This window comes from Enterococcus sp. C50 (assembly GCF_040887505.1).
Taxonomy (GTDB): domain Bacteria; phylum Bacillota; class Bacilli; order Lactobacillales; family Enterococcaceae; genus Enterococcus_B; species Enterococcus_B thailandicus.
Window position 1 is genome coordinate 461,544 of the sequence record NZ_JBFOFW010000001.1, and the last position, 24,415, is coordinate 485,958.

The window sequence follows — 24,415 nt, forward strand, 5'->3', positions numbered from 1 at the left end:
CACCTCATGCTCTCTGTATAGTTGTTAATGCTTCTAATTTACGATAATCTAAGAAAACGACCCTTAAATGATTGTCCCCTTTTTTCAAATCAAAGAAGATGGTTCCTTTTTTCTTTTTCTGTCGGCTTATTTGGATATCTGTTAATTGCTGCTTCATTTCAGCAATTGGTAAATTCGCTAAAGCTTCAGGTGGTACATATAATCTCAAAACCACTTGATAATCTTGATACTTTTCATCTTGGACTTCTACTTCCAAATATTCACGAATGTAATAGCAATAGGCTTGAATTCCTTCGTCCATTGCGACAGTTGGATCAATCATTTTGTAACACATCATTTGCGCACGGTTTTCATCAACCCAAGGAAAATAAGCTTGCGCATTTAACGCTCCTTTTACACGACGTTCACGATACTGATTTTGTTCGATATCATAGCTTCTTGTGACAAAGAAAGTCGCAGCTTTTTTTGGTACAGGTTGCATATTTTGATTTTGATACTGGACGGACTGGATTACTCGATCAGTGTATGCATATTCAATAAATGGTTCTTTCAGTAAGCCAACACCGTTATCCCAAGCCAAGTGATCAAAACCTAACTGGTCACGATAATAAGCTTGAAAACGAAGATTCTCTTTTTTTCGCCAATTAAATGGATTTTTGTAAAGCTGGATCTTCAATACCTGATTCTCTAGTTCAGTAATACTTTCCACTTGCTGAACATCAAGAAAAATTGGTTTTGGAATAACTTTGAAGTAAGCCGCACTGTAATACATCTCCCAACAAGAAGTCAGGCACAAGCCGCGATAAAATAAATCATAGCCAGCAAAATGATTACAATCAACGATCACTTCACCTTCCTGCCCTTTCATCTTAGGAAGGCTACCAATTTCTTCTTGTGTCTCAAATAATGTTCGTCGCTCAATTTCTTTTGTATTATGTGCCAAGAATTCGCTATAGGCACGTAAATAAGCAAATACACCATGAGTTGCCATTTTCATACGAAGATAGTCATGAATCAATGCTTCTTTTTCATTAAAGACTTGTTTATCAATCACATTTTTAATTAATAGTTGCTGATTTTCATAATGAAAGCTGCATTCATTTTCTTCGTTTCCAACTATGAAAAAAATTTGTTCATTCTCTACCGCTAACTCCAATGCCAATTGAAATTTTTTCAAATGAAAGGATTCAGTTGCTTCATGAAAAGGTCGAAAAAATGTCGGCTGGATCAATAAACGAATAAGTATACCCCAATCAGTTATTTCTTGGATTTTGTCACGTTCCTCTAGGTGGTTCATCTGGATAGTCATCAATAGTTTTTCTTCGCCAAACATTTTTCTCACCTCTTTCAAATCTTTTTATAATCTAATTATAACTAACAAACGCCAAAAACCAAAATTTTTCGACTTCATAAAATATAGTAGATTTTTAAGAATTACATGGTACACTATCAATGAGGTGATAAAAATGGGACTAAAATTCGAACGTACAGATAATCTCGACAAACTTTTCGAGTCATTTGCAGTGGATCCAGAGAAAAAAGTAGCTTCTAACGAAGAGATCAACCGTTTTTTAAAACCAGAAACTCCTGACACAAAAAAAGCGAACAAAGCTGCTAAACCAAAGAAGTAAAAACAAAAAAGAAGCTATCGCTTTTTTTAGTCAATGGAAGTCGAAACAAAAGAAACTTATTTCTGACTGATTCGGTTTACATAAAGAAACGATTAAATGATAGAAACAGCATTCGTTGATTCAAAAAAGATGATTTCAATTTTCTGTTAGAAAATCGAAATCATCTTTTTATTCGGGTCCTATTTTTTTGTGCTCATTTTCTCTGAAGAAAGTTTCTTCTATTTTTAAAAAAATTGTCGCTCATCGTTCAAGATAAGAAAAATCCCAATCTTGAATTTTTTTGATTCTCTTCACTTTTTTTCCAATTGATTAATTTTTCTTTATTGTCCATCACTATATCTCCTCACCCATCTATTCATCTATTGAATAAAAACGATATAGCTAATTGATAGGAAAGTATAGTCATCCTCGATACAGCGCCTATCCAAATCAGCTATATCGATGAGTGACCTCGAAGTAAGTTCCTATTTTTTCATGCCCTTTCTGACGATAAAAGAAATTTTATTTTTCTCAAACGTCTTCTCCTGCACTCTAATACAAAAGAATCAAAACAAAAAGAGTAGCTACCAGAATTTTGATACATGCTTTCTATACGATAAGTAAGATCAGCCAAAGAATTTGGCTTAAAAGACAGGCATTCATCTAAGGTATCTACGCTTACGAAGTGTCATTCATTCTATTTTTTACGAAACGAATCGCTTACCAATTATTCTTATTGGAATGGCATTACCAAAGAAGAAGATAAGACTCGTTTGAATTGGCAACATCACAACTGCTTTGATTAAACGAACGGCCCAAAGTTTTCCATCCGTGAAAGGAATATCATACATGATGGACAGCCATAATGGTGTCAAAAACAGGCTAATAATCAAGGTGTTCACCAACACACAAAAAAAGGCATTTTTAAGTGTGACACTTTTTTTATAAAAGAAGAAACCATAGACACAGCCACCAATAAATGCGTTAAGTGTAAAGCCGATAAAGAATGGCGCTTTACCTAACAAAGTATTTCCTATGATATCTGCAACAGACGCACCTACGCCCGTCCAAAAAGGACCAAACAGAGACGCCATAACTACTTCAGGGATAAAATCAAAGGTTATTTTTATTAACTGTGTTTCAAAGCCAAATACTTGAGACAATAGAACCATCAGAGCAATTAGTAAACTAATGGTTGTCAGAGCGTGTACATTTAATTTATTCATTACGAGCATCTCCTCTAGAGCTGCTACACAAAAATTCATGCAGCGAATGCGAGGGCAAAACCGCGAATACTTATTCTTCGTTCATAGAGCAACATCCCATCTCTTATGACACTTAACGCTTTGTCCTCTACTCTGTTATTTTTTATTTAATGATGAGTATAACTTAGATAGTAGAATCCGGAAACAAATGCAGATCCGCCAACAATATTTCCTAAATAAACGGGAATAAAGTTCTGAATAAAGTCCAGCCAAGTCCCACTGCTTTCAAAAATGGCTGCTGGAATGACAAACGCATTTGCCACACTGTGTTGAAATCCAATGGCGACAAAAACCATCACCGGAAACCAGATCCCTAAAATTTTCCCAGCTGTATCCTTTGCTCCATAACCTAACCATAAAGCAAGACCCACAAACCAGTTACAGCCAATACCTGAAACAAAAGCTTGAAAAAATGAACTCTCTACTTTATGCTGGGCAACACTGATTACTTGTTCTTGAAAAACACCGGTGTGAGTTAACCCGACAAAGTGACCAAAAAAATAGGCGACAAAAATGGCACCCACAATATTCGCAAGTGTAATGACTCCCCAATTACTTATTAATTCCTTTAGCGTCACTTTTTTTGCAAAAAATGCACAGCTAACTGCCATCATATTTCCTGTGACTAATTCACCACCTGCTAATAAGATGACAATCAGTCCAACTGGAAACACACTTGCTCCCACCAGACTTGCAAGGCTTGGGAACTCAACAGAAATTGATGCAGATACACGAAAATATGCCAGATATCCCAATGAAATCATTGCACCCCCGATGAACCCCAAGATTAGCTTTGCTAAAAGAGTTTTTTCAATTTTTTGACTCCCCACCCGAATACTGTGTTGTAGAATTTCATTTGGATTTAACATCGACCTATCTCCTCAACCTTCAAAAACTGATTTTCCATTTTAATGATTCATTTATAATATATCTAATTCTTCAAAGTGACTTAGAATTTTAATGTCTTGCGAGACACTAACAAACGCTTTTGGATCAACTTCTTTCATGATTTTTGCTAAAAGCTCCATCTCATAAAAAGTAATGACTGTAATCAAAATTGTTTGGGCACGATAATCATAAGCACCATATCCTTGGGGAATGACCGTAATTCCCCGCTTCAAAACCTTTTGTAATTCTGGGATGACGTGGTTTGGCTGTTGCGTAATCACCATAACTTGAACTTTTTGATGCTTGACATAGACTAAATCAGTTACCTTTCCACTGACAAAAATAGCAAGCAAACTATAAAATGCATAAGGCCAGCCAAACAGATAACCTGCAGTCAAAATAATTAGCCCGTTAATTCCCATTGAGATTGCACCAACACTTCGTCCAGTATGTTGTCTAAGTGTAATAATAAGTGCATCCATTCCTCCGGTAGCAATTCCATATTTCAATGCTAAACCTAAAGAAAATCCATTGATAACTCCACCAAAAATAGCACAAATGATGGGGTCATTCGTTAGCGAAACCGTTGGAACCATTGAAATAGCAAAAGAAGCAAAAGTTACAGAGATTACTGTAAAAAAGACAAATTTTTTATTTATCTTAACCCATGCTAAGATAAACATCGGAACATTCAACAAATAATAGATAACCGAAATAGACAACGTAAATCCTCCAGTTCGATCAAATAAAGTAGAAAGAATTTGCGCAATCCCAGTCAATCCGCCTGCATAAATATGTCCCGGTTGCCAAAAAAAGTTAAGGGCTATCGAATATAAGAATGCATAGATTAACGCGATAGTTACTTTTGTTACCAAATCTTGCCAAAACTTTTCTTGTTTTGCCTGAAACATGCTGCTACACTTCCTTCATTTCCTCATTGAAGACTTCACGTGCTTTATTTTCAACAAATGGCCATTTTTCAGATTCACCTAGCAAATACCTGCTGTTTTCTTTTGCTTTTGGTATTTCATATGTCAGCCTCCTCATTCAAGAATGCACTGCTGTAGGAAAACAAAAAGTGTAAACCAGTAGAGAAGACTGAAGCAACCTTTTCTTTCTACTGGTTCCACTCATCAATCTGGTTAATCAACTAGCTAAATTGAATAGCTAAATCTACTTCTTTTTCTACAGCAGATAATAAATCGCCATGAATCATGACTTCTGTTGCCTTGTTTAATTCCTCATACATTTCAATTTCTTTATCATGTTCAATAAATGCCACGAATTGGCGGAATGCTTGATAAGCAGCCTGTGTTCCTTTTCCTAGTTTGTCTTGATAACCGCGGATATCTATTGCCTGACAGGCCGCCATTATTTCAGTTGCTACCACACGTCTAGAATTCAGTAAGATTTCTGCGGCAGTTCGTGCAGCAGTTGTTCCCATACTAACAAAGTCTTCTTGATTTTCACAAGATGGGATAGAGTCTACACTTGCTGGATGTGCTAAGATTTTATTTTCAGAAACTAAGGAAGCACAAGCGTATTGCGTAATCATAAATCCGGAATTTAATCCAGGATATTTAACTAAGAACGAAGGGAGTTTACTTAGTTGTTTGTTTACTAATCGTTCCACACGACGTTCAGACACATTCCCTATTTCAGCTACGGCAATTCCTAGAAAATCAAATGGTTGCGCCATTGGTTCTCCGTGGAAATTCCCACCAGAAATTACTTTTCCATCACGTGTAATGATTGGATTATCGGTCACTGAGTTAATCTCAATTTCAACTTTCTCTTTCACATACGCGACAGAATCTTTACTAGCACCATGGATTTGTGGCATACAGCGTAAAGTATACGGATCTTGCACATGATCAGGGGTTGCCTCTGTGATATAACCACTTCCTTCAATCAACCGACGAATGTTTCTAGCAGTTGCTAACTGTCCGCTTTGTGGACGAATGGTGTGTAGGTCTTCTTCAAACGGGCTAGATATTCCTCCATGTACTTCTAAAGAAAGTGCTCCTGCAATATCTGAAAGTTTCAACAACTCGATTGAATCGTACGTTGCTAGCGCACCCACAGCCGTTAAAACAGTTGTTCCATTAATGAATGCAAGACCTTCTTTTGCACTCAATTGAATAATGGCTAATCCAGCCTTCTCCATTGCCACTTTACCTGGCAATAATTCTCCTTTGTAGTAAGCTTTTCCAAGACCGAGTAAAGGCATCACCATGTGTGCTAATGGCGCCAAATCTCCAGAAGCACCTAGTGAACCTTTTTCTGGGATAAATGGATGAACTCCTTTATTTAACATGGTCATCAGTGCTTTTACCGTACTTAATCGAATACCAGAATAGCCTTTCACAAGTGAATTCACGCGAATCAGCAAGATTGCACGAACGACATCTTCTGCAAAAGGATCCCCAAAACCAGCAGCGTGTGTCCGAATAAGATTTTCTTGTAGCTGTGCTGTGTCTTCTTGGGAAATGCTCACATTACATAATGAACCGAACCCTGTATTTACCCCATATACCACTCTTTTTTCGGTTACGATGTCGTCAATGATTTTCCGAGAGCGGTTGACCGCTTCTTCTGCGCTTTCTGCGATGCTCACTTGGACATTTCTTCTTGCAACGGCAACCACATCTTCCAATGTCAAACTTTTACCATCTAAAATAATTGTTTCTTCATCCGCTTTCATGTCTAATATCCTCCAATTTTCATTCGCTTATATTCAACATTTCTACTCTGGTGTTGTTCCAGGTCTACTTCCTTTATTGATCACAAAATAGAGAAGACTGGCAACAATCACTCCGACTAACCCAGCAATTAGGTTGAATGGATTAGCTGCTGCTACCATCCAAATACTCACCGCAATGGAGATAACAGGGATAATCGGTCCTAGAGGTAGCTTAAAGGCTGGTACAGTATCCATCTTTTTCCGTCTAAGCCAAATCAGCGCCAAAGCTGTAGGAATATATTGGAAGAAACGGAAAACCACACTCAATTCAGCCAATTGTTCAAATGAACCACTTAATAAAAAGCCAATCGTAATTAACCCGGATACAATAATGGCGACAATCGGTGCTCCTTTAGCATTTTTCTTTGCAATAACTTTCGGCAATAATCCTTCGTCTGAAATGGAAGCACCATAACGTGGAATCATCAATGAATCCCCCATGTTTAATCCAGCAATAGAAATTAATGCCCCAATTGAAATAATCCATTTTCCTGCCGGACCTACCATTTCAACAAATGCATCCTGCACTGGAGCATTACTTTGAAGAATCCCTGTGCCTAACATCGCGATCGTTCCAGCAATAATCATAAAATACAAAATAGATACAATGCTAATTGATCCGATAATTGCCTTTGGTACATTTTTCTTCGCATTTCGCATTTCCCCTGCAACTACTGGCAAAGCTTCAAATCCAATAAATGCGTAAAACACAGTTAGTGAAGTAGATGCCATCGCCTGAGACAAGGTCATATCAGGATTCAGTTGTAGAAAAGGTGTAAAGTTTCCAGCATTAATCCCATTTTTTATAAAGAAAATACTCATCAAAGTAAAGGCAATAATTGGAATTAATTTTGCAATAGTAATCGTGATTGTAAAAATCTTTGATGTTTTAATCCCCATACTGTTGATTATTGATAAAAAGATAATCAATAGCACACTTATCAGGGTATTTTGTCCCTCTAATGTTGGAAATGTTTGAATTAATAATTTCGAAAATCCTGCAGCCATCGCAGCCCAGGCAATGATTGTTACAAACCAGCCCAAAATTCCGACGTTAAATCCAACAAAATCACCAAAGGCTGCTTTTGTATATTGAAACGCCCCACCATTTTTACTAAAATACCCTGCTACTTCCGCAAAACAAACGGCAAGCATCAACACAAGTAATACGACAACAAGTATCGCTACTAGTGATGCTGGTCCTAAATCTTGATAGATCGTCCTTGGAAGTAAGAAAATTCCTGAACCAATGACCGCGTTAATTCCATATAATGTCGCACCGCTCAGGCTGAACTTTTCATTTTCTTCTCCCTTCGAAAATTCTTCTGGATCTTTAATGTCTGAAATTTCCGGAATCTGTTCCTCATTTTGCATGGTTTCCCTCCTCTTCTTAAAGCGCTTTCATTCAAATCTAATTGCAACTGACATAAATTAGTTTAACGACATCGTCCTTTGGTAACAGTTCTATCGCAGTTCGTTCTGTTATTCCAGTCAGCGCGAGACTATCAGATTGTTTCAAGAAATAAGTAGCGTGCTTTATTTTTACTGTACATTGTTCGACACAATACAGATAACAATCTTTTTCTACTGAATATAGAGAATTATGTGTTTGAACACGCTTCATCTCTCCCTGCATGGATTTTTTATAAATTAAATTAAAGTCAACACATTTCCCCACACTTGTTGTAGAAAGTTCTCCGTTAAATTCGCCTACATCAAACGTTTCTAGTCGTACCGTTTGTTCACTATTCGTCAGTGTGACACTTCCTTCAAGTGGCATCAAAAGTCGGTTGTATCCAGGTAATACAGTAAACATAGAATACTGTTCCTCAATCGTGGCGCTAGAAATTCGATAATCAAATACTCTCCGCTGATAATTTGCCTCCAGGGGAAAGAGGAAAAGCTCGGTTGTTTTTCCTCCACTCCAAGTTGATTGATGATATTGGCTACTCCTAAAATGTTCTACATTCATCTTAGAATAGTCCAGAGATATTTCCTTCAGCATCTACGTCAATTCGTTCTGCTGCTGGTGATTTTGGTAGACCTGGCATTGTCATTACCGCACCTGTTAAAGCCACAATAAATCCTGCGCCAGCAGACACTTTTAGATTGCGAATAGTTACCGTGAAATCTTTAGGTGCTCCCAGCAGAGTCGCATCATCTGAGAAAGAATACTGCGTTTTTGCCATACAAATAGGATACTCAGTAAATCCAAGTTTTTCTAATTCCGCAAGTTCTTTTCGAGCGCTTGGTGCAAGTTCTATCCCTTTTCCACCATACACTCGTTGAACGATTTTCGTTAATTTTTCTTCTATTGAATCTGATAGATCATAAACATGACTAAAACTATTGGGTTTTTCTGCTAGTTCTATTACTTTATTTGCAAGATCAATGCCGCCTTCGCTACCTTTCGCCCAGACATCTGATAGTGTTACTTCAACGTTTCGTTCTTCGCAAGCTTTTTCGACAGCAGCTAACTCAGCATCCGTATCGGTAGGAAATTTATTGATTGCAACTACAACAGGCATACCATATACTTCTTGAATATTACTCAAATGTTTTTCCAGATTAGGAAGGCCTTTAAGAACGGCTTCTACGCTTTCAGTTCCTAAATCAGCTTTTTTCATTCCTCCATGCATTTTTAATGCACGAATCGTCGCAACTAAGACAACTGCGTCTGGTTTTAATTCGGCTAACCGACACTTGATATCAATAAATTTTTCTGCGCCTAAGTCTGCTCCAAATCCAGCCTCTGTTACTGCATAATCGGCATATTGCAATGCAAGCTTTGTAGCGAGAACACTATTACAACCATGGGCAATATTCGCAAACGGTCCCCCATGAATAAATGCAGGTGAATGTTCAAGTGTTTGTACAATGTTTGGTTGGATTGCTTCTTTTAAAAGAGCAGTCATTGCCCCTTCTGCTTTTAAATCTCCTGCTGTGATAGGAGTTCCTTCAAAGCTATATGCAACAATGATTTTTTTTAGTTTTTCTTTTAAATCAGTAATGTTATTTGCTAAACATAGAACCGCCATAATTTCAGAGGCAACTGTAATATCGTAGCCATCTTCACGGGGAACACCATTAATTCTTCCCTGTAGACCATTCACAATATGACGTAGTTGTCGATCATTCATATCTACAACACGCTTCCAAGTAATTCTTCGGCTATCAATCCCTAATGCGTTACCTTGATGGATATGGTTATCTAGCAAAGCTGCCAGTAAATTATTAGCCGCACCAATTGCATGGAAATCGCCAGTAAAATGCAAGTTGATGTCTTCCATTGGCACTACTTGCGCATAGCCTCCCCCTGCTGCTCCACCTTTCACACCAAATACTGGTCCTAAAGAGGGCTCGCGTAACGCAATGGCTGCCTTCTTTCCAATTTTTGTTAGAGCATCAACTAACCCAACGGAAGTAGTTGTTTTTCCTTCACCAGCTGGCGTCGGTGTGATTGCTGTTACAAGAATTAGTTTCCCTCGTTTCGCTTTGTCTAGATTTTCTAGCTTGCTAACATTGATTTTTGCTTTGTAATCGCCATACAATGCGAGGCTTTCTTTAGGAATTCCAAGTTTTTCAGCAATGTCCGTAATTGGATTCATCTCAACTTGATTTGCAATTTCGATATCTGATAAGTTTGTCATTTTTCTCTTCCTTCCTAGCTAGACAATTTTTTCGATGGCAGTATAGATTTCATCTGCCAGACTCATTCCTTCACTTAACAATGCATTTCCTTTTTCTTTGTATCGAGTAACAAATGCTTCGTCTTTTACTCCTGAAAGATTGATTAAGACGTTTAACCAAGCCCCTTGCAATGCAGATTTCAAATTTAATGCTGCTACACCTAAGTCACTTGCTGCGTTTGTATTGGATTTTCCAATCAATTCTCTGGTGACTTTTAATGCTTCCACCGCAATTTCCATCATTTTGAAAGGCGTTTGTGTTGCACCTTCTAAAGCACGTTGCATCGTTTGTTTGCGTAGTTCTTTTTCTTCTTCTGTGTCTTTTGGCATCGTAAATACTGCCGACACTTTATTAAATGCCTCTGTATCTTCATCAATGGCGCGTACGAACGCAGATTGTAAACGAGTCGCTTCTTGTTGCGCTGCACTCATTTCTTCTGCAAATTCTGCATATTTCTTTTTTCCAATGGTTAATTCTGTCACCATTTTTGTTAGTGAAATACCCATTGCACCTGCAAGCGCTGATGCTGATCCACCTCCAGGAGCTGGTGCATCAGATCCTAAAACCGTTACAAATTCTTTTACTTTTTGATCAATTAATTTCATGCTCAGTCCTCCTAGTTTAGTAGATGATTTTCCAATACTTGTTTTTTATAATCAAATTCTTCAATTTGCAAATAGTATTCTGCGCAATCAATGAGTGCTTTTGCAGGAGTCAACCCAATAACTTCACTGCCAATAATATTGACGCCATATCTTTTTGCTTCAAAGCGAATCGTTTCAAATGCTCGATATAATGGCGTACCTTCATAATTCACCATATTCATGGAAACTTGCGCAATATTTCGGTCTTCCAACATCACACCAATTCCCTTACAATATTTAAATCCCCCGCCAGATCCACGAACAATCTTTGCAATTTTATTTGCGATAGCAATGTTATCGGTATCAAGATTTACATTAAATGCAACTAGTGGCATGCGTGCCCCTACAGCAGTAACTCCAGCAGTTGGATGTGGTTTTCGTTCACCAAAGTCAGGTGCCCACTCTTCTTCTAATAATTTCTCGGCCATTCCTTCGAATTGTCCTTTTCTTACTTTTGCTAAGTTTGTACGAGTAGGTGTACTTGCCGATTCTTCATACAAGAAGATTGGAATGTTCAACTCATCATTAATTCTTTTAGCTACTTTTTTTGAAATCTCAACACATTCTTCAGTTGTCACATCTTTAATTGGGACAAAAGGAACAACATCCGTTGCACCCATACGAGGATGCTCACCATGATGTTTGGTCATGTCAATGTTTTGACTCGCATACTTAACTAATTGAAAGGCAACTTCTTGAATCCCTTCTTCATCACCAACTAGGGTAAACACACTGCGATTATGACTTGCGTCCGATGAATAGTCCAAAAGAGTAACACCGTTGACACTTTTTGCAGTATTCACTAAGCCTTCAATTACTTTTTCGTCGCGACCTTCACTAAAATTTGGGATACACTCAATTAATTTTGCCATTTAAAACATCCTTTCTTTTTTCACTTTCGTCTTTTAACTTTCTTTTAATTACCAAAGTATATTTGCGCAGGTCATCACTCCCGCACAAAATAAAAACACGCAGTTTCTCATCACAGTTCTTGTTCTAAAAAATCAAGATTGCTACGTTAACAAGATTCATATTTTGTTAACGCTTTCATTTACGAATTTACCTTATCATGCTTATATGGGTTGGTCAACACGTATAAATAGCGTGATATCAGTCTTTTCTCATCATTCAACGACCATTTCATCCAAACTAATTCCGTTTCAAAAGATTCACTTATTTTTTTGAGGCAAATCATTTGACATTTTTTTGACTACTTTTTTTTACACTCAGAGTATTATTAGTGATTAAAAAGTAACTGACGCCCAACTGAAAAACTATTCATTCTCTAGATAATTTTGATAACATAGACAGTCTTTTTTTGTAAGGATAGAAAGTAACTGTTAAAACGAATGAAAATCATCTTAATTAAATAAATAGGAAGAACCAAACAGAAAATCTTCTTCTTTTTTAGATCGATATAAAATTTAATCAGTACATAGATTTTAGAACCATTTTTGATACTTTTGACGTTTAATTGATTCTAAAATGAGGAAAGTAAAACATAAATTAATTTTTTCTCATTAAATATTTTTCTAAATAGGAGGTTCAAAAGATGAATAAGTTCATTTTACTCGTGGATTTCGGAAGTACTTATACAAAGTTTACTGCAATAAACGTAACAACCATACAGGTAGTTGCTCATCTTAGCCTGCCTACCTCTCATGAGCAAGGGATTATGACATGTTATCAAACAGGTGAAACTAGTTTGTTGCATCAACTTGGTTTGCCAATGTTTGATGATGTCTTTATTTGCTCCTCTGCGTGGGGTGGTTTTCGGATGATTGCTATTGGTTTAACTGAAAGTCTCACAGCAGAGGCAGCAAAACGTGCAGCACTTGGCGCTGGAACAAGAGTAGTCAAAACCTATCATTATAGACTGACAAAAGAGCAAGTAGAAGAGATGAATCAGCTAAATGCGGACATCATCCTTTTGTCAGGAGGAACAAATGGAGGAAATCAACAAATCATCTGTCATAATGCCAAAATGCTCCATCGCTATTTATCTTCAGGAACCATTTTAGTTGCAGGAAATGAAGCAGCAATTTCTGAAATTCGTTCGCTTTTAACTAATACGCATCTAACCATTTACTACACAAAAAATGTTATGCCTAAAGTAAATGTACTACAGGCAGAGCCTGTAAGAAAAATTGCAAGAGAGATTTTCTTAAAAAAAATCATTCACACAAACGGTATTGATTTAGTTGCAAAAAAAAGTCTGTTGCCCATTATTCCAACACCTACATCTGTTTTACTGGCTATCCAGTTATTAGCTGACGGTCTTCCAACTATAGAAGGAATTGGCCACACTTTAGTAGTCGACGTTGGTGGAGCAACTACAGATGTATTTAGTGTGGGAAATCCAGCAATTACAGATGATCAAACATTTTTTGAAGGTTTAGAAGAACCTTACTCAAAAAGAACTGTTGAAGGCGATCTAGGTATGCGTTATTCTTCAGAAAGTCTGATTGAAGCGGTTGGCTTTGAAGACTTCCAACGATTATTTTGCGGAGATAAACAAGCACTATACAGAAGTATTCAAAAAAGAATCGTCCAACCCACTTATCTTCCTGATACAAAGCAAGAGCAACAACTGGATGTACTATTGGCATCCAATGCTGTTGCTCTTTCAGTGAATCGACATGTTGGTACTCTGCGTGCCAGTCAAACACCTAACAGAACTATTTTCTATCAAAACGGAAAGGACTTACGAAATTTCCCAAATGTCATCGGAACTGGTGGCGTTCTAGTCCATCATCCACAACCTAAGCAGATTTTAAAGCACGCTTGTATCTCTGATACGGTTCATTTAAAGCCAAGATCACCTAATTTTTTTATTGATACACATTATTTATTTTCCGCACTTGGACTACTTTCTCAAAAATATCCAAAAGAAGCACTTCTCCTGTTAAAAAAGATGATAGTTCCATGCTAAAAATGACATTGAATAAAGAAAAAAGCCAAGGAGTAGCTCTGCGTTCCTCGGCTCTTTTTTGTTTGGACTTAACTTAGCATTCGTATAGGAAGTGCTGCCCTCTTCATTTTTGATTAGGACGATATCTTATCAAAAACAACTTCTCGTAAATAATGTAACTCATATTGATCTCGATAAGGACTAAGGTTTTCGACTGCTTTTTCGTAATAATACGTTTCTTCTCTCTCAAGTAACTTACTTAGATTCGGCTCCACCATCACCTGTGTATTTAACAAATGCTTGACGATTGCTTGATAAAAATATAAGATGCCCAAGTCTCTCGGATTCGTCATTTGCGTTTGAATTTCATTAAATCGTAGGAGAGCTTCAAAAACTGCATGATACTCACCTTCTAACAAATCAATTAGTGCAAGATAGACACTGAGTTGTGTCCTTTTCCAAGGAGAAGTTAGATTGACATACATTTCATTTGACCGTTGCAAATAGAGTCTGGCCTCTTTATAGTCTTGTGCAGCAAAAGCTGAAATACCCATATCTACATAAAAAATGACCAAACTGGTAACTAGGTTTGTTTCCTCACACAAAACAATGGCTTTTTTCTGATAAGAAATAGCCTGCTGGTAATTTTTCCGCAAACGTTCAATTTCTGCTAGATAATCATAGGACGCAGCGATATTGCTCGCATATTTTTCTCTGACTTCATCAGAAATAGTAAAAATTGTAATGGATTCATGAAACAATCGTTCAGCCACTTCTAGTTCACCCACCATTAAGTTATATAAGCCTTTTAAACGCAATAAAATCCCGATTGATTCATGGTCATTTGTCCTGATGGAAATAGACATCGCTAATTCTATATATTGTGCCATCTCACTTGCATTATCTGTCTGGATAAAATAATAGATCATTTGTCGATAAGCTTTCACCAGATAGCAATCATTGTGATATTCCCTTGCTTTTACAATCACCCGCTGAATGTTTTCTATTCCCCGAATATAATTTCCACGATTAATAAAGTAACGCCCCTCAAGATATAAATATTTCATTAACAATAGTTGATAATCCTCTTGTTCACCATATAACTCTTCATTCTTTTTAAGTTGCTCTCCAATTTGCTCAAATTTTTCAAATTCTTTTTGCCATTCGATTGGCTGAAGTTCAATCGCTATTTCGCTTCGTTCATTATAGATAGGAAAAAGTTCATGTTGAAACTTCAAAGACAACTCCAATTTCGATAATTCATAATCAAGAGATTTCAATTCTTGATTGGCATACTTATAATGATACGCAATCAATGCTAATAGCTCGTTGTCATTCGTCAACTTCCATTGTTGTTCAAATAAGGAAGCAATTTGTTCGTGAATGACACGAAGCTTTGTTGTTGATTGTTTTGAGTAAATATATTCTTGTAATTTTTTTTGCTTGAAACAAACACTGATTTTTCCAGAAAATACTCGTTCAATCAATAAATTTCGCTGTTGTAAATTTTCAATCGCCTGCGCAAGTTGCTCATGATTGGTTCGTAAAATAGTCGCTAGCATCGATAGCTCCGCTAACTCTCGAAAATAGGAAACAATTTCTAACACCTCTTCATCAAATGTTGAGAGCTGTGTCAGTGAAAATTCAAGTTCTTCTTGAATTTTTGGCGTAATATACGAAATTTTTGTCCCTATTCTAAGCTGTCGAACGTATTCCATTAAAAAAAGTGGATTTCCTTCTGATTCGTTATAGAGCCTGTCATAAAAATCATAACTAAATTTTTGATCTGGTATTTGCTTTTCAACAAAGGCTTTGACTGCTTCTCTAGGGAAAGGCTCTAATAAAATTTGTGTGAGTTTATCATAATGACTAACAGCATTGATAAAATCAGTAATTCGTTTGTGATGATCTGTCCGCAAGGTTAGAAGAAACATACAATCTTCATTGTGTAGTAACACACTTGTTAATAGTTGCAGACTTCGCTCATCTATCCACTGTAAATTTTCTATTAAAAAGACCACAGAATGAAGCTTGGCAATTTTTTTAAGGATAACAAGCAAAAACTGAGAGAGGTAATTAATATCTGAATCATCCACTGATTCTTCAAATTTTGCACTCTGGTTGTCGATAAAACTAGGAAAAAATCGATAGCACATAGCACGCCAGGTTTCTTCTTTTACTATTTTTTCATCTAGTACAATTTGATCAATCTGATTGATAATCTCCCGCCACACTCTTAATGTAAAACTCTGTTCTGCTTGATAACAAGTCACCTTAATCAAGATTTTTGGTGCCGTATTGCTCAAAACAAGCTGACACAAAGCCGTCTTTCCAATACCATCATCTCCTTGAACAATGATTGATTGAAATGGCTGCTTATGAAAAAAACAGTCAAGATTTGCTTCCAGCACTTCCACTTCCGCTGTTCTACCAAAAAAACGGTAATTTTTGACTTTTTTCTGTTCTTTTTTTCTTTTAACAATGGCTAACGTTTTTTCATAGATTGCTCGTGTTTCTTCACTTGGTTTAATTCCTAATTCTTCATCCAATATACTGGAAAGGTCATAATAAGTCTCAATAACTTTTCCATTTCTGTGACTATCCTGATAAAATTTCATTAACATTTGATAATTTCGCTCATCATACTCATCAATTGCAATTAATCGTCGAATGTTTTTCTCTACATCGATCAACTGGTTATTTTCAATATCTGTGGCGACTTTTTGATAGCAACTTTGAATGAATTTTTGTTCAAAATAATTGCGCATTTTTGTCACCCATAAATCAAATTCATCTGAATCTTTTAAGAAAAAACCTTTTAAAAACTCATCATGATATTCATCTAAGTGATTTACTGGATCTTGTAAAAAACGATCGACATCACTTGGTTGTACCAAAGCATCATTCAATTGCAGAATTGCTTTATTTGGAGAAACAATAAACTCCTCTTCTAATTCTTTGTTCGCCTGATAGATTGTGTTTCGAAGATTTTTTTTTGCACTTTTTTCTGATTTATTAGACCACAAAACTCCCGCAATTTCATCCCTACTAACTGAACCATTAAGGGCTAAATAATAAATAAGTGCGTTGATTTTTGAAAATGCAAAAAAGACGGGTTCATCATTTAAATAAATTTTAGGATTACCAAATAATTCACAACGTAATCGCTTCCCCATGTATTCACCTTCTCTCTTTTATTCTATGACTCGTTCTCAAAAACATAGATAAAAAATGTACATTGATTTTTTGCTATTATTTTACTTTCTCGTTCAAATAAAGAGATTACATAAAACACGAAAGGAATTTCACCTAAGATTACAGGTGCCTCCTTTCGTATACAAATCAGCTTAGTATGAAATTAATCAGACTCTTTGGCGTTCGTTGACCACTAACTCCCCATTTTTATATACTTGACTAACCAGATTAGTTGCAAAGAAGTACATTGGAAAATCAATGTTTGGCGCATCAAACACCGCGATATCTGCCTGTTTTCCTGTATCAAAGCTACCAATTTTTTCATTTCTGCAAACGGAGTATGCCGCATTAATCGTGACAGCATTGAATACTTGAATCGGTGTTAGTTTTAACTGAAAACAGCCTAATTGCATAATGAATTGTAAGTTTGCGGTTGGACAGCTTCCTGGATTACTATCAGTTGTTAATGTAATTGCCATGCCGCGTTCAATCATCTTTTTAGCGGGCGCATAAGTATCCTCCATCAGGCTAAAGGTCGTTCCAGGTAACAGATTTCCAATTACCTGTGCTTCGCTCAAACGATCGATGTCTTCATCTGTAATGACCATTAAATGTTCTGCGCTTACCGTATGCAAATCTGCAGCTACTTTAGAACCTCCAATTGATGCAATCTCATCAGCATGTATTCTTAGCTTAAAGCCCATCTTCTTGGCAGCACTAAGTAAACGATAAGATTGTTCCGCTGTAAACACATTTTTTTCGCAAAAGATATCACAAAACTCAGCCAGTGATTCTTCTTTGACTTTCGGTAACATTTCTTCGATCAGTAAATCGATGAATTCATCTGCTTGCCCTTTAAACTCAGGTGGAATAGCGTGTGCACCCATAAAGGTTGAAACCAGGTCAATATCATGGTCAGTTTCTAATTCTTTTACCACGTTTAATTGACGTTTTTCAGTTTCCCAATCTAACCCATATCCACTCTTTGCTTCTACCGTCGTGACCCCATGAATAATCATTTCATCTAATAAACGAGTAGACTTTTGATATAATTCATCGAATGAAGCTGCTCGCGTTGAATTTACTGTGCTAAGAATCCCCCCACCTGCTGCAAGTATGTCAAGGTAAGGGACACCATTTAGTTTTTTTGAAAATTCGTTTTCTCTACTTCCACCATAAACTAAGTGAGTGTGACAATCAATTAGCCCTGGCGTAGCTAGTTTCTTATAGCAGTCAATGACTTCGGTCTCTTTTCCCATTAATTCTTCACGAGGACTTCCTGCTTTCACTTCGAGTATTTTCCCGTCCTTAATCGCTATATATCCGTCTTCAATAATCGTTGCCTCACTCATTTCTGCTCCTCGTAAAGGATGACCTTTATCAATCGGACAAAAAATTTGGCTAAAATTAATTAGAAGTTTATCTGCTTTCATTTCTATTCACTCCTTTTTTTCTTGCACCTTATATTTTATTAAATACTGTCAAATTTATGTCAAAACATTGAAAGCGCTTAACTATATTATATAATAGAAATTAAGTAAAGAGATAGACTGTTTATTGACTTTCTTATTTATACTAAAGATGCAGTCATCAAATCACAGTTTCTCTAAATTTCAAGTATTTTGTTAGGGAGGAAAAATAAATGGTAGAGTTAACAGAAGTTGAAGCATCAATGACCATCAAGTTAGATGATGTCTTACCAGAAAAAACAGTCTTTCAGGAAGGAATTCGTCGTGCGCCAGATCGTGGTTTTCGCTTAAGTAAAGATCAGACGATTCTTGCTTTAAAAAATGCATTACGTTATGTCCATCCTAAATATCATGATATTGTGATTCCCGAGTTTCTAGAAGAATTACGAACTCGTGGAAGAATCTATGGTTATCGGTGGTATCCAAAAGAAAGAATCTATGGAAAACCAATTGAAGAGTACAAAGGAAACTGCATTGCAGCAAAAGCAATGCAAGTAATGATTGATAACAACCTTGATTTTGAAGTTGCACTCTATCCTTATGAATTAGTTACTTATGGTGAAACAGGCCAAGTATGTTCAAACTGGATGCAGTATCAGCTAATCAAAAAATACTTAGAAGTTCTGACAGATGAACAAACGCTAGTCTTAGAATCAGGACATCCTCTTGGATTATTCAAATCAAAAAAAGATGCACCTCGTGTAATCATTACCAACGGTCTTTTGGTTGGAGAATATGATAACATCGATGATTGGGAAATTGCTGAAGAAATGGGTGTGACAAATTACGGACAAATGACTGCTGGCGGTTGGATGTACATTGGACCTCAAGGGATTGTTCATGGAACCTTTAATACACTTTTGAATGCTGGTCGATTAAAATTAGGCATTCCAGATAATGGAGATTTAGCTGGAAAATTATTTATTTCTTCTGGATTAGGTGGCATGAGTGGCGCACAAGGAAAAGCCGGAGAAATTGCCAATGCTGTTGCCATTATTGCTGAAGTAGATCGGTCTCGAATCGACACACGCTTAGAACAAGGTTGGATCAGTAATTTAGCTGAGACACCAGAACAAGCGATGCGTATTGCAAAAGAATACCTGGACAAAAAAGAGAAAACCTCTATTGCTTATCATGGAAATATTGTTGATTTACTTGAATACATTGATAAAGAAAATATTACTATCCATTTATTATCAGATCAGACTTCTTGTCATAACGTGTATGAAGGTGGCTATTGCCCTGCCGGAATTTCATTTGAAGAACGAACAGAATTATTAGGTTCAGATAAAGCACGATTCCATCAGCTTGTCGATGAAACACTTGCCCGTCATTATAATGTAATCAAATCTTTAGTAGCAAAAGGAACCTATTTCTTTGACTATGGAAATTCCTTTATGAAAGCTATTTACGACTCTGGCATTAAAGAAATCTCCAAAAATGGAATCGATGATAAAGACGGATTTATTTGGCCGTCTTACGTGGAGGATATCATGGGTCCTATGCTCTTTGACTATGGTTATGGTCCTTTCCGTTGGGTATGTTTAAGCGGAAACCATGAAGACTTGGTTGCTACAGATCAGGCAGCAATGGAAGTTATTGACCCAAATCGTCGCTACCAAGATCGTGATAACTACAACTGGATTCGTGATGCAGAAGAAAATCAATTAGTAGTAGGCACACAAGCGCGAATTCTCTATCAAGATTGTATGGGACGAGTAAATATCGCTTTAAAATTTAACGAAATGGTACGAGAGGGAAAAATAGGCCCAGTAATGCTTGGTCGGGACCATCATGATGTGTCGGGAACAGACTCCCCATTTAGAGAAACTTCAAATATCAAGGACGGCAGTAATGTTTGTGCAGATATGGCAACTCAATGTTTTGCTGGGAATGCAGCACGAGGTATGACGCTGATTGCTTTGCATAACGGCGGCGGTGTAGGTATTGGAAAATCAATTAATGGCGGATTTGGTTTAGTTTTAGATGGGTCAAAAGAAACAGATGAAATCATCAAATCTGCGATTTCTTGGGACACAATGGGCGGAGTTGCACGCCGTAGCTGGGCAAGAAACGAGCATGCAATCGAAACCTCCATTGAATACAACAAGATGAATGCAGGTCAAGATCATATCACTATTCCTTACCTTTCCGAAGAAACAAAAGTAGCAAATGCAGTAGCCGAACTGTTTCGTTAAGTTCACTCTCTAATACTAAAAATAAACTCTATCAAAAAGGCATCTGGGAGAAAATTAAATTCCCAAATGCCTTTTTTGCTAAATTCAATTTAAAAAAAGACGATTGCAGTTGCTTTGCAATCGTCGGCTTATCTTTTTATCAATTATTTTTGGTGCAATTATGACACGAAGTAACCTGACTAATCCACTGATGTCACAGGTTTTTCTTTTTTATGCTTGATAGTCAATTGCATCTTCAATTGCTTTCCAAGCTTCATCTTTTCCTTTTTTCGTTACGGAAGAGAACAAAATAAATTGATCATTATGATCAAAATCCAGCGCCTTTTTGATTTCGCTCTCATGCTTGTTCCACTTTCCTCTTGGAATTTTGTCGGCTTTAGTTGCCACTACAATTACAGGAATATCATAATACTTTAGAAATTGGTACATTTGAATATCTTCTTGTGATGGTTTATGTCGAACATCGACTAAGGACACAACTGCTCGCAATTGTTCACGTGTCGTTAAATAGGTCTCAATCATTTTTCCCCATTTCGCACGTTCCGTTTTCGAAACTTTCGCATAACCATATCCAGGTACATCAACAAAGTGTAACGCATTTTCAATCAAATAAAAATTTAACGTTTGGGTCTTCCCCGGCTTACCTGAAGTTCTAGCTAAGTTTTTTCGATCAATCAGTGTGTTGATAAATGAAGATTTTCCAACATTTGATCGTCCTGCTAGCGCAATTTCTGGTAATTGCGTTTCAGGATATTGTTTCGGAGCAACCGCGCTGATTACGATATCAGCTTGATGAACTTTCATAATTTCTCTCCTTTAAAAAAAGGCTGAGACATAGCTTGAAAGTTATGTCCCAACCTCTTTCGCATTATCCAGCTTTTTTCTCTGTATCTTTATAAATAATTGTCGGTTTGCCCGTCAATTCAGCTGCTTCTTTGGTGATAATCACTTTCTCGATGTTTTCGTCTGAAGGAATGTCAAACATTACATCCATCATGATTTCCTCAATGATTGAACGCAAGCCACGAGCACCAGTATTACGTTCAATTGCTTTGTTAGCAATTGCTTGTAGTGCTTCTGGTTCGAATTCTAGTTCAGTATCATCTAAAGAAAGAAGTTTTTGGTATTGTTTAACTAACGCATTCTTAGGTTCTGTCAAAATACGAACTAAATCAGACGTTGTTAATTTTTCTAACGCTGCCATTACAGGTAAACGACCAATAAATTCTGGAATCAATCCAAATTTCAATAAATCTTCTGGAATAATGTGTTGCATCACACTTTCTTCATCAGAGATTTTTTGATTATTAGTACCAAAACCAATTGTTTTTTCGCCCATTCGGTTTTTCACAATCGTTTCGATTCCATCAAACGCACCGCCGACGATAAATAAGACATTCGTCGTGTCGATTTGGATAAATTCTTGATGCGGATGTTTACGTCCTCCTTGAGGTGGCACACTCGCAACTGTCCCTTCCAAAATTTTCAACAAGGCTTGTTGTACGCCTTCACCAGATACATCACGAGTAATCGAAACATTCTCGCTTTTACGCGCAATTTTATCAATTTCATCGATGTAAATGATTCCCTTTTCAGCACGTTCAACATTGTAATCAGCCGATTGTAATAGTTTTAATAAAATGTTTTCAACATCTTCTCCAACATAACCAGCTTCTGTTAAACTGGTTGCATCTGCGATAGCAAATGGCACATTCAATGTTTTAGCTAATGTTTGTGCAAGGAACGTTTTACCAGAACCCGTCGGACCAATTAAGCAAATATTACTTTTCTGTAGTTCTACATCTTCTGAAGTATCGCTTGCTTGTTGATTGACACGTTTATAGTGATTATAAACCGCAACTGCTAATGATCGTTTTGCGCGATCTTGCCCAATCACATAATCATTTAAGACATCAAGAATTTCTTGAGGTTTAGGTACTTCAGTGAATTCACGTACTGCTTCTTCATAAAATTCTTCGTCAATTATTTCTTTACATAGGTCGATACATTCATTACAGATGTAGACCCCAGGACCTGCTACGATTTTTTTTACTTCTTCTTGGGTCTTGCCGCAAAAAGAACAACGCACGGTCTCATTACCACTTGGATTATCATACATGGTCTTCACCCCTTAGCTTGCAAAAAATGCAAGAAACTATCAGCGACTTTGCAGTCTTCAATTATCATAACATAAAACAAAAAAAAGCAAAAGCACTGAAAATCAGCCTTTTTTGTAGCTTTTATTAAAAAAAGGAAAGCTGGGACATAATTTAAAAAACTAAATCAAGTCCCAGCCTTTCCAGTAAATTTTCACATTTTTGACCGATGGATCAAATCTGTTTCATCTTTAGTTATTACTTAGCTTCTGTTGCAGTTCCAGTAATCAAATCAATTGCTTTTTTCATTGTTACATCATGACTTAACATATCTTCAGTCAACACGCGTTTGATTTGTTCGATTGGCATATTGTAAGATTCAGCCAATTCGTTGATTTCTGCAGTGATTTCTTCTTCTGTTGCATCTAAGTTTTCAGCAGCAGCGATTGCTTCGATCACAAGGTTTGTTCTTGTACGCAAGTCAGCTTCGCCTTCAAATTGTTTATGCAAGTCTTCTTCTGTAGAACCAGTCAATTGGTAGTACATTTCAGGAGAGATTCCTTGACGTTGCATGTTGTTTAAGAATTCATCCATTGAACGGTGAACTTCGTCGTGAACCATTACGTGTGGTAATTCAACGATTTCAGCGTTATCAACAGCTAAACGAATAGCAGCTTCGTCTTTTGCGTCTTCAGCAGCTTTTTCTTTTGCTTCTGTTAATTCTTTACGAATTTTTTCTTTTAATTCTGCTAATGTTGACACTTCATCATCAACATCTTTTGCAAATTCATCGTCTAGTTCAGGAACTTCTTTTGATTTTACTTCGTGAACAGTTACTTTGAATGTTGCATCTTTACCAGCTAAGTCTTCTGCTTGGTATTCAGCAGGGAAAGTCACGTTTACATCTAAGCTGTCGCCTGATTTATGACCTACTAATTGTTCTTCGAATCCTGGGATAAATGAACCAGAACCTAATTCAAGTGAGTAGTTTTCACCTTTTCCACCTTCAAATGCTTCGTCACCAACGAATCCTTCGAAATCGATTACGACAGTGTCGCCGTCTTTTGCAGCTTCATCTTCTTGGATAACTAATTCTGCTTGTGCATCTTGTTCTTGTTTAAGACGTGCATCAACATCAGCATCCGTTACTTCACGGTCTTGTTTTTCAACAACTAAATCTTTGTATTGACCTAATTTAACTTCTGGTTTCACAGTTACTTCAGCAGTGATTGTCCAGTCTTGGCCTTTTTCCATGCTTTCAACGTCGATTTTTGGTTGAGATACTGGATCAATTCCAGCTTCTTTTACAGCAGCTTCATAAGCTTCTGGTAATACAGCGTTCAAGGCATCTTCATACAAAGCTTCTTCTCCGTACATACGGTTGAAGACTTGACGAGAAACTTTCCCTTTACGGAAACCAGGTACGTTTAAGTTTCCTTTAACTTTATTAAACGCAGCTGTTAGTCCTTTTTGGATTTCTGGTTGCGCAATCGTAAATGTTAAAACACCATCATTTGTGCCTTTTTTTTCAAATGTTGCAGTCATTTATTTCCCTCCGAGTTTTGAAATTCATTTTATACATCAAAAGCGTTTCATGCATACCATTAAATAGTACACTAACGCTTTAAAATTGTAAACATATTGAATAGTCTGAATCCCTGATTTTTACTAGTTTTTTTTCTTTTTTTTGACGATTTTTCATTCCT

General features: G+C 36.8%; 18 protein-coding genes and 1 riboswitch. Of the genes, 3 read left to right on the forward strand and 15 right to left on the reverse strand.

Annotated elements, in window-relative coordinates:
- Nucleotides 1-4: 4 nt before the first annotated feature.
- Nucleotides 5-1,333, reverse strand: coding sequence for a hypothetical protein (locus AB3I20_RS02030; protein WP_067484361.1), 1,329 nt, complete (start codon nt 1,331-1,333; stop codon nt 5-7).
- A 133-nt stretch (nt 1,334-1,466) separates the two neighbouring features.
- Here AB3I20_RS02030 and AB3I20_RS02035 point away from each other — a divergent pair, with 133 nt between their 5' ends.
- Nucleotides 1,467-1,631, forward strand: a complete 165-nt coding sequence (locus AB3I20_RS02035; RefSeq protein WP_086271020.1) for an SPJ_0845 family protein — start codon at nt 1,467-1,469, stop codon at nt 1,629-1,631.
- Between the two features lie 683 nt (nt 1,632-2,314).
- Here AB3I20_RS02035 and AB3I20_RS02040 read toward each other — a convergent pair.
- The 9 genes from AB3I20_RS02040 to ftcD all read right to left on the reverse strand — a co-directional run bounded on the left by AB3I20_RS02040 (nt 2,315) and on the right by ftcD (nt 11,712).
- Entirely contained in the window at nt 2,315-2,845 is a 531-nt protein-coding gene (locus tag AB3I20_RS02040) for a folate family ECF transporter S component (protein WP_067484358.1), read from the reverse strand.
- A gap of 29 nt (nt 2,846-2,874) precedes the next feature.
- Nucleotides 2,875-2,973: riboswitch (THF riboswitch) on the reverse strand.
- Nucleotides 2,974-2,982: 9 nt separating this feature from the next.
- Nucleotides 2,983-3,744, reverse strand: a complete 762-nt coding sequence (locus AB3I20_RS02045) for a formate/nitrite transporter family protein (protein WP_067484355.1) — start codon at nt 3,742-3,744, stop codon at nt 2,983-2,985.
- Nucleotides 3,745-3,795: 51 nt separating this feature from the next.
- Nucleotides 3,796-4,674 carry a YitT family protein gene (locus AB3I20_RS02050; protein WP_067484353.1) on the reverse strand — a complete coding sequence of 293 codons (879 nt, stop codon included), beginning with the start codon at nt 4,672-4,674 and terminating at the stop codon, nt 3,796-3,798.
- A 239-nt stretch (nt 4,675-4,913) separates the two neighbouring features.
- On the reverse strand, nt 4,914-6,467 hold the full coding sequence (hutH, locus tag AB3I20_RS02055; protein ID WP_067484351.1) for a histidine ammonia-lyase: 1,554 nt from the start codon (nt 6,465-6,467) through the stop codon (nt 4,914-4,916).
- 42 nt (nt 6,468-6,509) lie between these two features.
- Nucleotides 6,510-7,880 (reverse strand): APC family permease, encoded by a 1,371-nt coding sequence (locus tag AB3I20_RS02060; protein WP_067484349.1) that lies wholly within the window; start codon nt 7,878-7,880, stop codon nt 6,510-6,512.
- Between the two features lie 37 nt (nt 7,881-7,917).
- Complete coding sequence (locus AB3I20_RS02065; protein WP_067484346.1) at nt 7,918-8,478, reverse strand: HutD family protein; 561 nt, start codon at nt 8,476-8,478, stop codon at nt 7,918-7,920.
- A 1-nt stretch (nt 8,479) separates the two neighbouring features.
- The gene (locus tag AB3I20_RS02070; protein WP_067484344.1) at nt 8,480-10,156 is read right to left on the reverse strand and encodes a formate--tetrahydrofolate ligase; all 1,677 of its coding nucleotides are present in this window, start codon (nt 10,154-10,156) and stop codon (nt 8,480-8,482) included.
- An 18-nt stretch (nt 10,157-10,174) separates the two neighbouring features.
- The gene (locus AB3I20_RS02075) at nt 10,175-10,801 is read right to left on the reverse strand and encodes a cyclodeaminase/cyclohydrolase family protein (protein WP_067484342.1); all 627 of its coding nucleotides are present in this window, start codon (nt 10,799-10,801) and stop codon (nt 10,175-10,177) included.
- Between the two features lie 11 nt (nt 10,802-10,812).
- The gene (gene ftcD, locus AB3I20_RS02080) at nt 10,813-11,712 is read right to left on the reverse strand and encodes a glutamate formimidoyltransferase (protein ID WP_067484339.1); all 900 of its coding nucleotides are present in this window, start codon (nt 11,710-11,712) and stop codon (nt 10,813-10,815) included.
- Nucleotides 11,713-12,392: 680 nt separating this feature from the next.
- Between ftcD and glmL the strand changes: the two genes are divergently transcribed.
- Nucleotides 12,393-13,772, forward strand: a complete 1,380-nt coding sequence (gene glmL, locus AB3I20_RS02085; RefSeq protein WP_067484337.1) for a methylaspartate mutase accessory protein GlmL — start codon at nt 12,393-12,395, stop codon at nt 13,770-13,772.
- Between the two features lie 113 nt (nt 13,773-13,885).
- Here the strand turns inward: glmL and AB3I20_RS02090 are convergent, their stop codons facing one another.
- Together AB3I20_RS02090 and hutI are read right to left on the reverse strand one after the other, a co-directional pair.
- Nucleotides 13,886-16,927: an AAA family ATPase gene (locus AB3I20_RS02090; protein ID WP_075491022.1), complete on the reverse strand. Its 3,042-nt coding sequence runs from the start codon at nt 16,925-16,927 to the stop codon at nt 13,886-13,888.
- A 186-nt stretch (nt 16,928-17,113) separates the two neighbouring features.
- Nucleotides 17,114-18,379 carry an imidazolonepropionase gene (hutI, locus tag AB3I20_RS02095; RefSeq protein WP_071868492.1) on the reverse strand — a complete coding sequence of 422 codons (1,266 nt, stop codon included), beginning with the start codon at nt 18,377-18,379 and terminating at the stop codon, nt 17,114-17,116.
- A 209-nt stretch (nt 18,380-18,588) separates the two neighbouring features.
- Here hutI and AB3I20_RS02100 point away from each other — a divergent pair, with 209 nt between their 5' ends.
- Complete coding sequence (locus tag AB3I20_RS02100) at nt 18,589-20,613, forward strand: urocanate hydratase (RefSeq protein WP_067484328.1); 2,025 nt, start codon at nt 18,589-18,591, stop codon at nt 20,611-20,613.
- 210 nt (nt 20,614-20,823) lie between these two features.
- Here the strand turns inward: AB3I20_RS02100 and yihA are convergent, their stop codons facing one another.
- The 3 genes from yihA to tig form a co-directional block, all read right to left on the reverse strand.
- Nucleotides 20,824-21,417: a ribosome biogenesis GTP-binding protein YihA/YsxC gene (gene yihA, locus AB3I20_RS02105; RefSeq protein ID WP_067484324.1), complete on the reverse strand. Its 594-nt coding sequence runs from the start codon at nt 21,415-21,417 to the stop codon at nt 20,824-20,826.
- A 64-nt stretch (nt 21,418-21,481) separates the two neighbouring features.
- Nucleotides 21,482-22,732 carry an ATP-dependent Clp protease ATP-binding subunit ClpX gene (gene clpX, locus AB3I20_RS02110; RefSeq protein WP_067484321.1) on the reverse strand — a complete coding sequence of 417 codons (1,251 nt, stop codon included), beginning with the start codon at nt 22,730-22,732 and terminating at the stop codon, nt 21,482-21,484.
- 235 nt (nt 22,733-22,967) lie between these two features.
- The gene (gene tig / locus AB3I20_RS02115) at nt 22,968-24,254 is read right to left on the reverse strand and encodes a trigger factor (RefSeq protein ID WP_067484318.1); all 1,287 of its coding nucleotides are present in this window, start codon (nt 24,252-24,254) and stop codon (nt 22,968-22,970) included.
- Between the last annotated feature and the right edge of the window lie 161 nt (nt 24,255-24,415).

Excerpts from the sequence above, each read along its gene's own strand:
- AB3I20_RS02030 (WP_067484361.1), bottom strand. The coding sequence starts at position 1,333 with ATGTTTGGCGAAGAAAAACTATTGATGACTATCCAGATGAACCACCTA.
- AB3I20_RS02035 (WP_086271020.1), top strand. The coding sequence starts at position 1,467 with ATGGGACTAAAATTCGAACGTACAGATAATCTCGACAAACTTTTCGAG.
- AB3I20_RS02040 (WP_067484358.1), bottom strand. The coding sequence starts at position 2,845 with ATGCTCGTAATGAATAAATTAAATGTACACGCTCTGACAACCATTAGT.
- AB3I20_RS02045 (WP_067484355.1), bottom strand. The coding sequence starts at position 3,744 with ATGTTAAATCCAAATGAAATTCTACAACACAGTATTCGGGTGGGGAGT.
- AB3I20_RS02050 (WP_067484353.1), bottom strand. The coding sequence starts at position 4,674 with ATGTTTCAGGCAAAACAAGAAAAGTTTTGGCAAGATTTGGTAACAAAA.
- hutH (WP_067484351.1), bottom strand. The coding sequence starts at position 6,467 with ATGAAAGCGGATGAAGAAACAATTATTTTAGATGGTAAAAGTTTGACA.
- AB3I20_RS02060 (WP_067484349.1), bottom strand. The coding sequence starts at position 7,880 with ATGCAAAATGAGGAACAGATTCCGGAAATTTCAGACATTAAAGATCCA.
- AB3I20_RS02065 (WP_067484346.1), bottom strand. The coding sequence starts at position 8,478 with ATGAATGTAGAACATTTTAGGAGTAGCCAATATCATCAATCAACTTGG.
- AB3I20_RS02070 (WP_067484344.1), bottom strand. The coding sequence starts at position 10,156 with ATGACAAACTTATCAGATATCGAAATTGCAAATCAAGTTGAGATGAAT.
- AB3I20_RS02075 (WP_067484342.1), bottom strand. The coding sequence starts at position 10,801 with ATGAAATTAATTGATCAAAAAGTAAAAGAATTTGTAACGGTTTTAGGA.
- ftcD (WP_067484339.1), bottom strand. The coding sequence starts at position 11,712 with ATGGCAAAATTAATTGAGTGTATCCCAAATTTTAGTGAAGGTCGCGAC.
- glmL (WP_067484337.1), top strand. The coding sequence starts at position 12,393 with ATGAATAAGTTCATTTTACTCGTGGATTTCGGAAGTACTTATACAAAG.
- AB3I20_RS02090 (WP_075491022.1), bottom strand. The coding sequence starts at position 16,927 with ATGGGGAAGCGATTACGTTGTGAATTATTTGGTAATCCTAAAATTTAT.
- hutI (WP_071868492.1), bottom strand. The coding sequence starts at position 18,379 with ATGAAAGCAGATAAACTTCTAATTAATTTTAGCCAAATTTTTTGTCCG.
- AB3I20_RS02100 (WP_067484328.1), top strand. The coding sequence starts at position 18,589 with ATGGTAGAGTTAACAGAAGTTGAAGCATCAATGACCATCAAGTTAGAT.
- yihA (WP_067484324.1), bottom strand. The coding sequence starts at position 21,417 with ATGAAAGTTCATCAAGCTGATATCGTAATCAGCGCGGTTGCTCCGAAA.
- clpX (WP_067484321.1), bottom strand. The coding sequence starts at position 22,732 with ATGTATGATAATCCAAGTGGTAATGAGACCGTGCGTTGTTCTTTTTGC.
- tig (WP_067484318.1), bottom strand. The coding sequence starts at position 24,254 with ATGACTGCAACATTTGAAAAAAAAGGCACAAATGATGGTGTTTTAACA.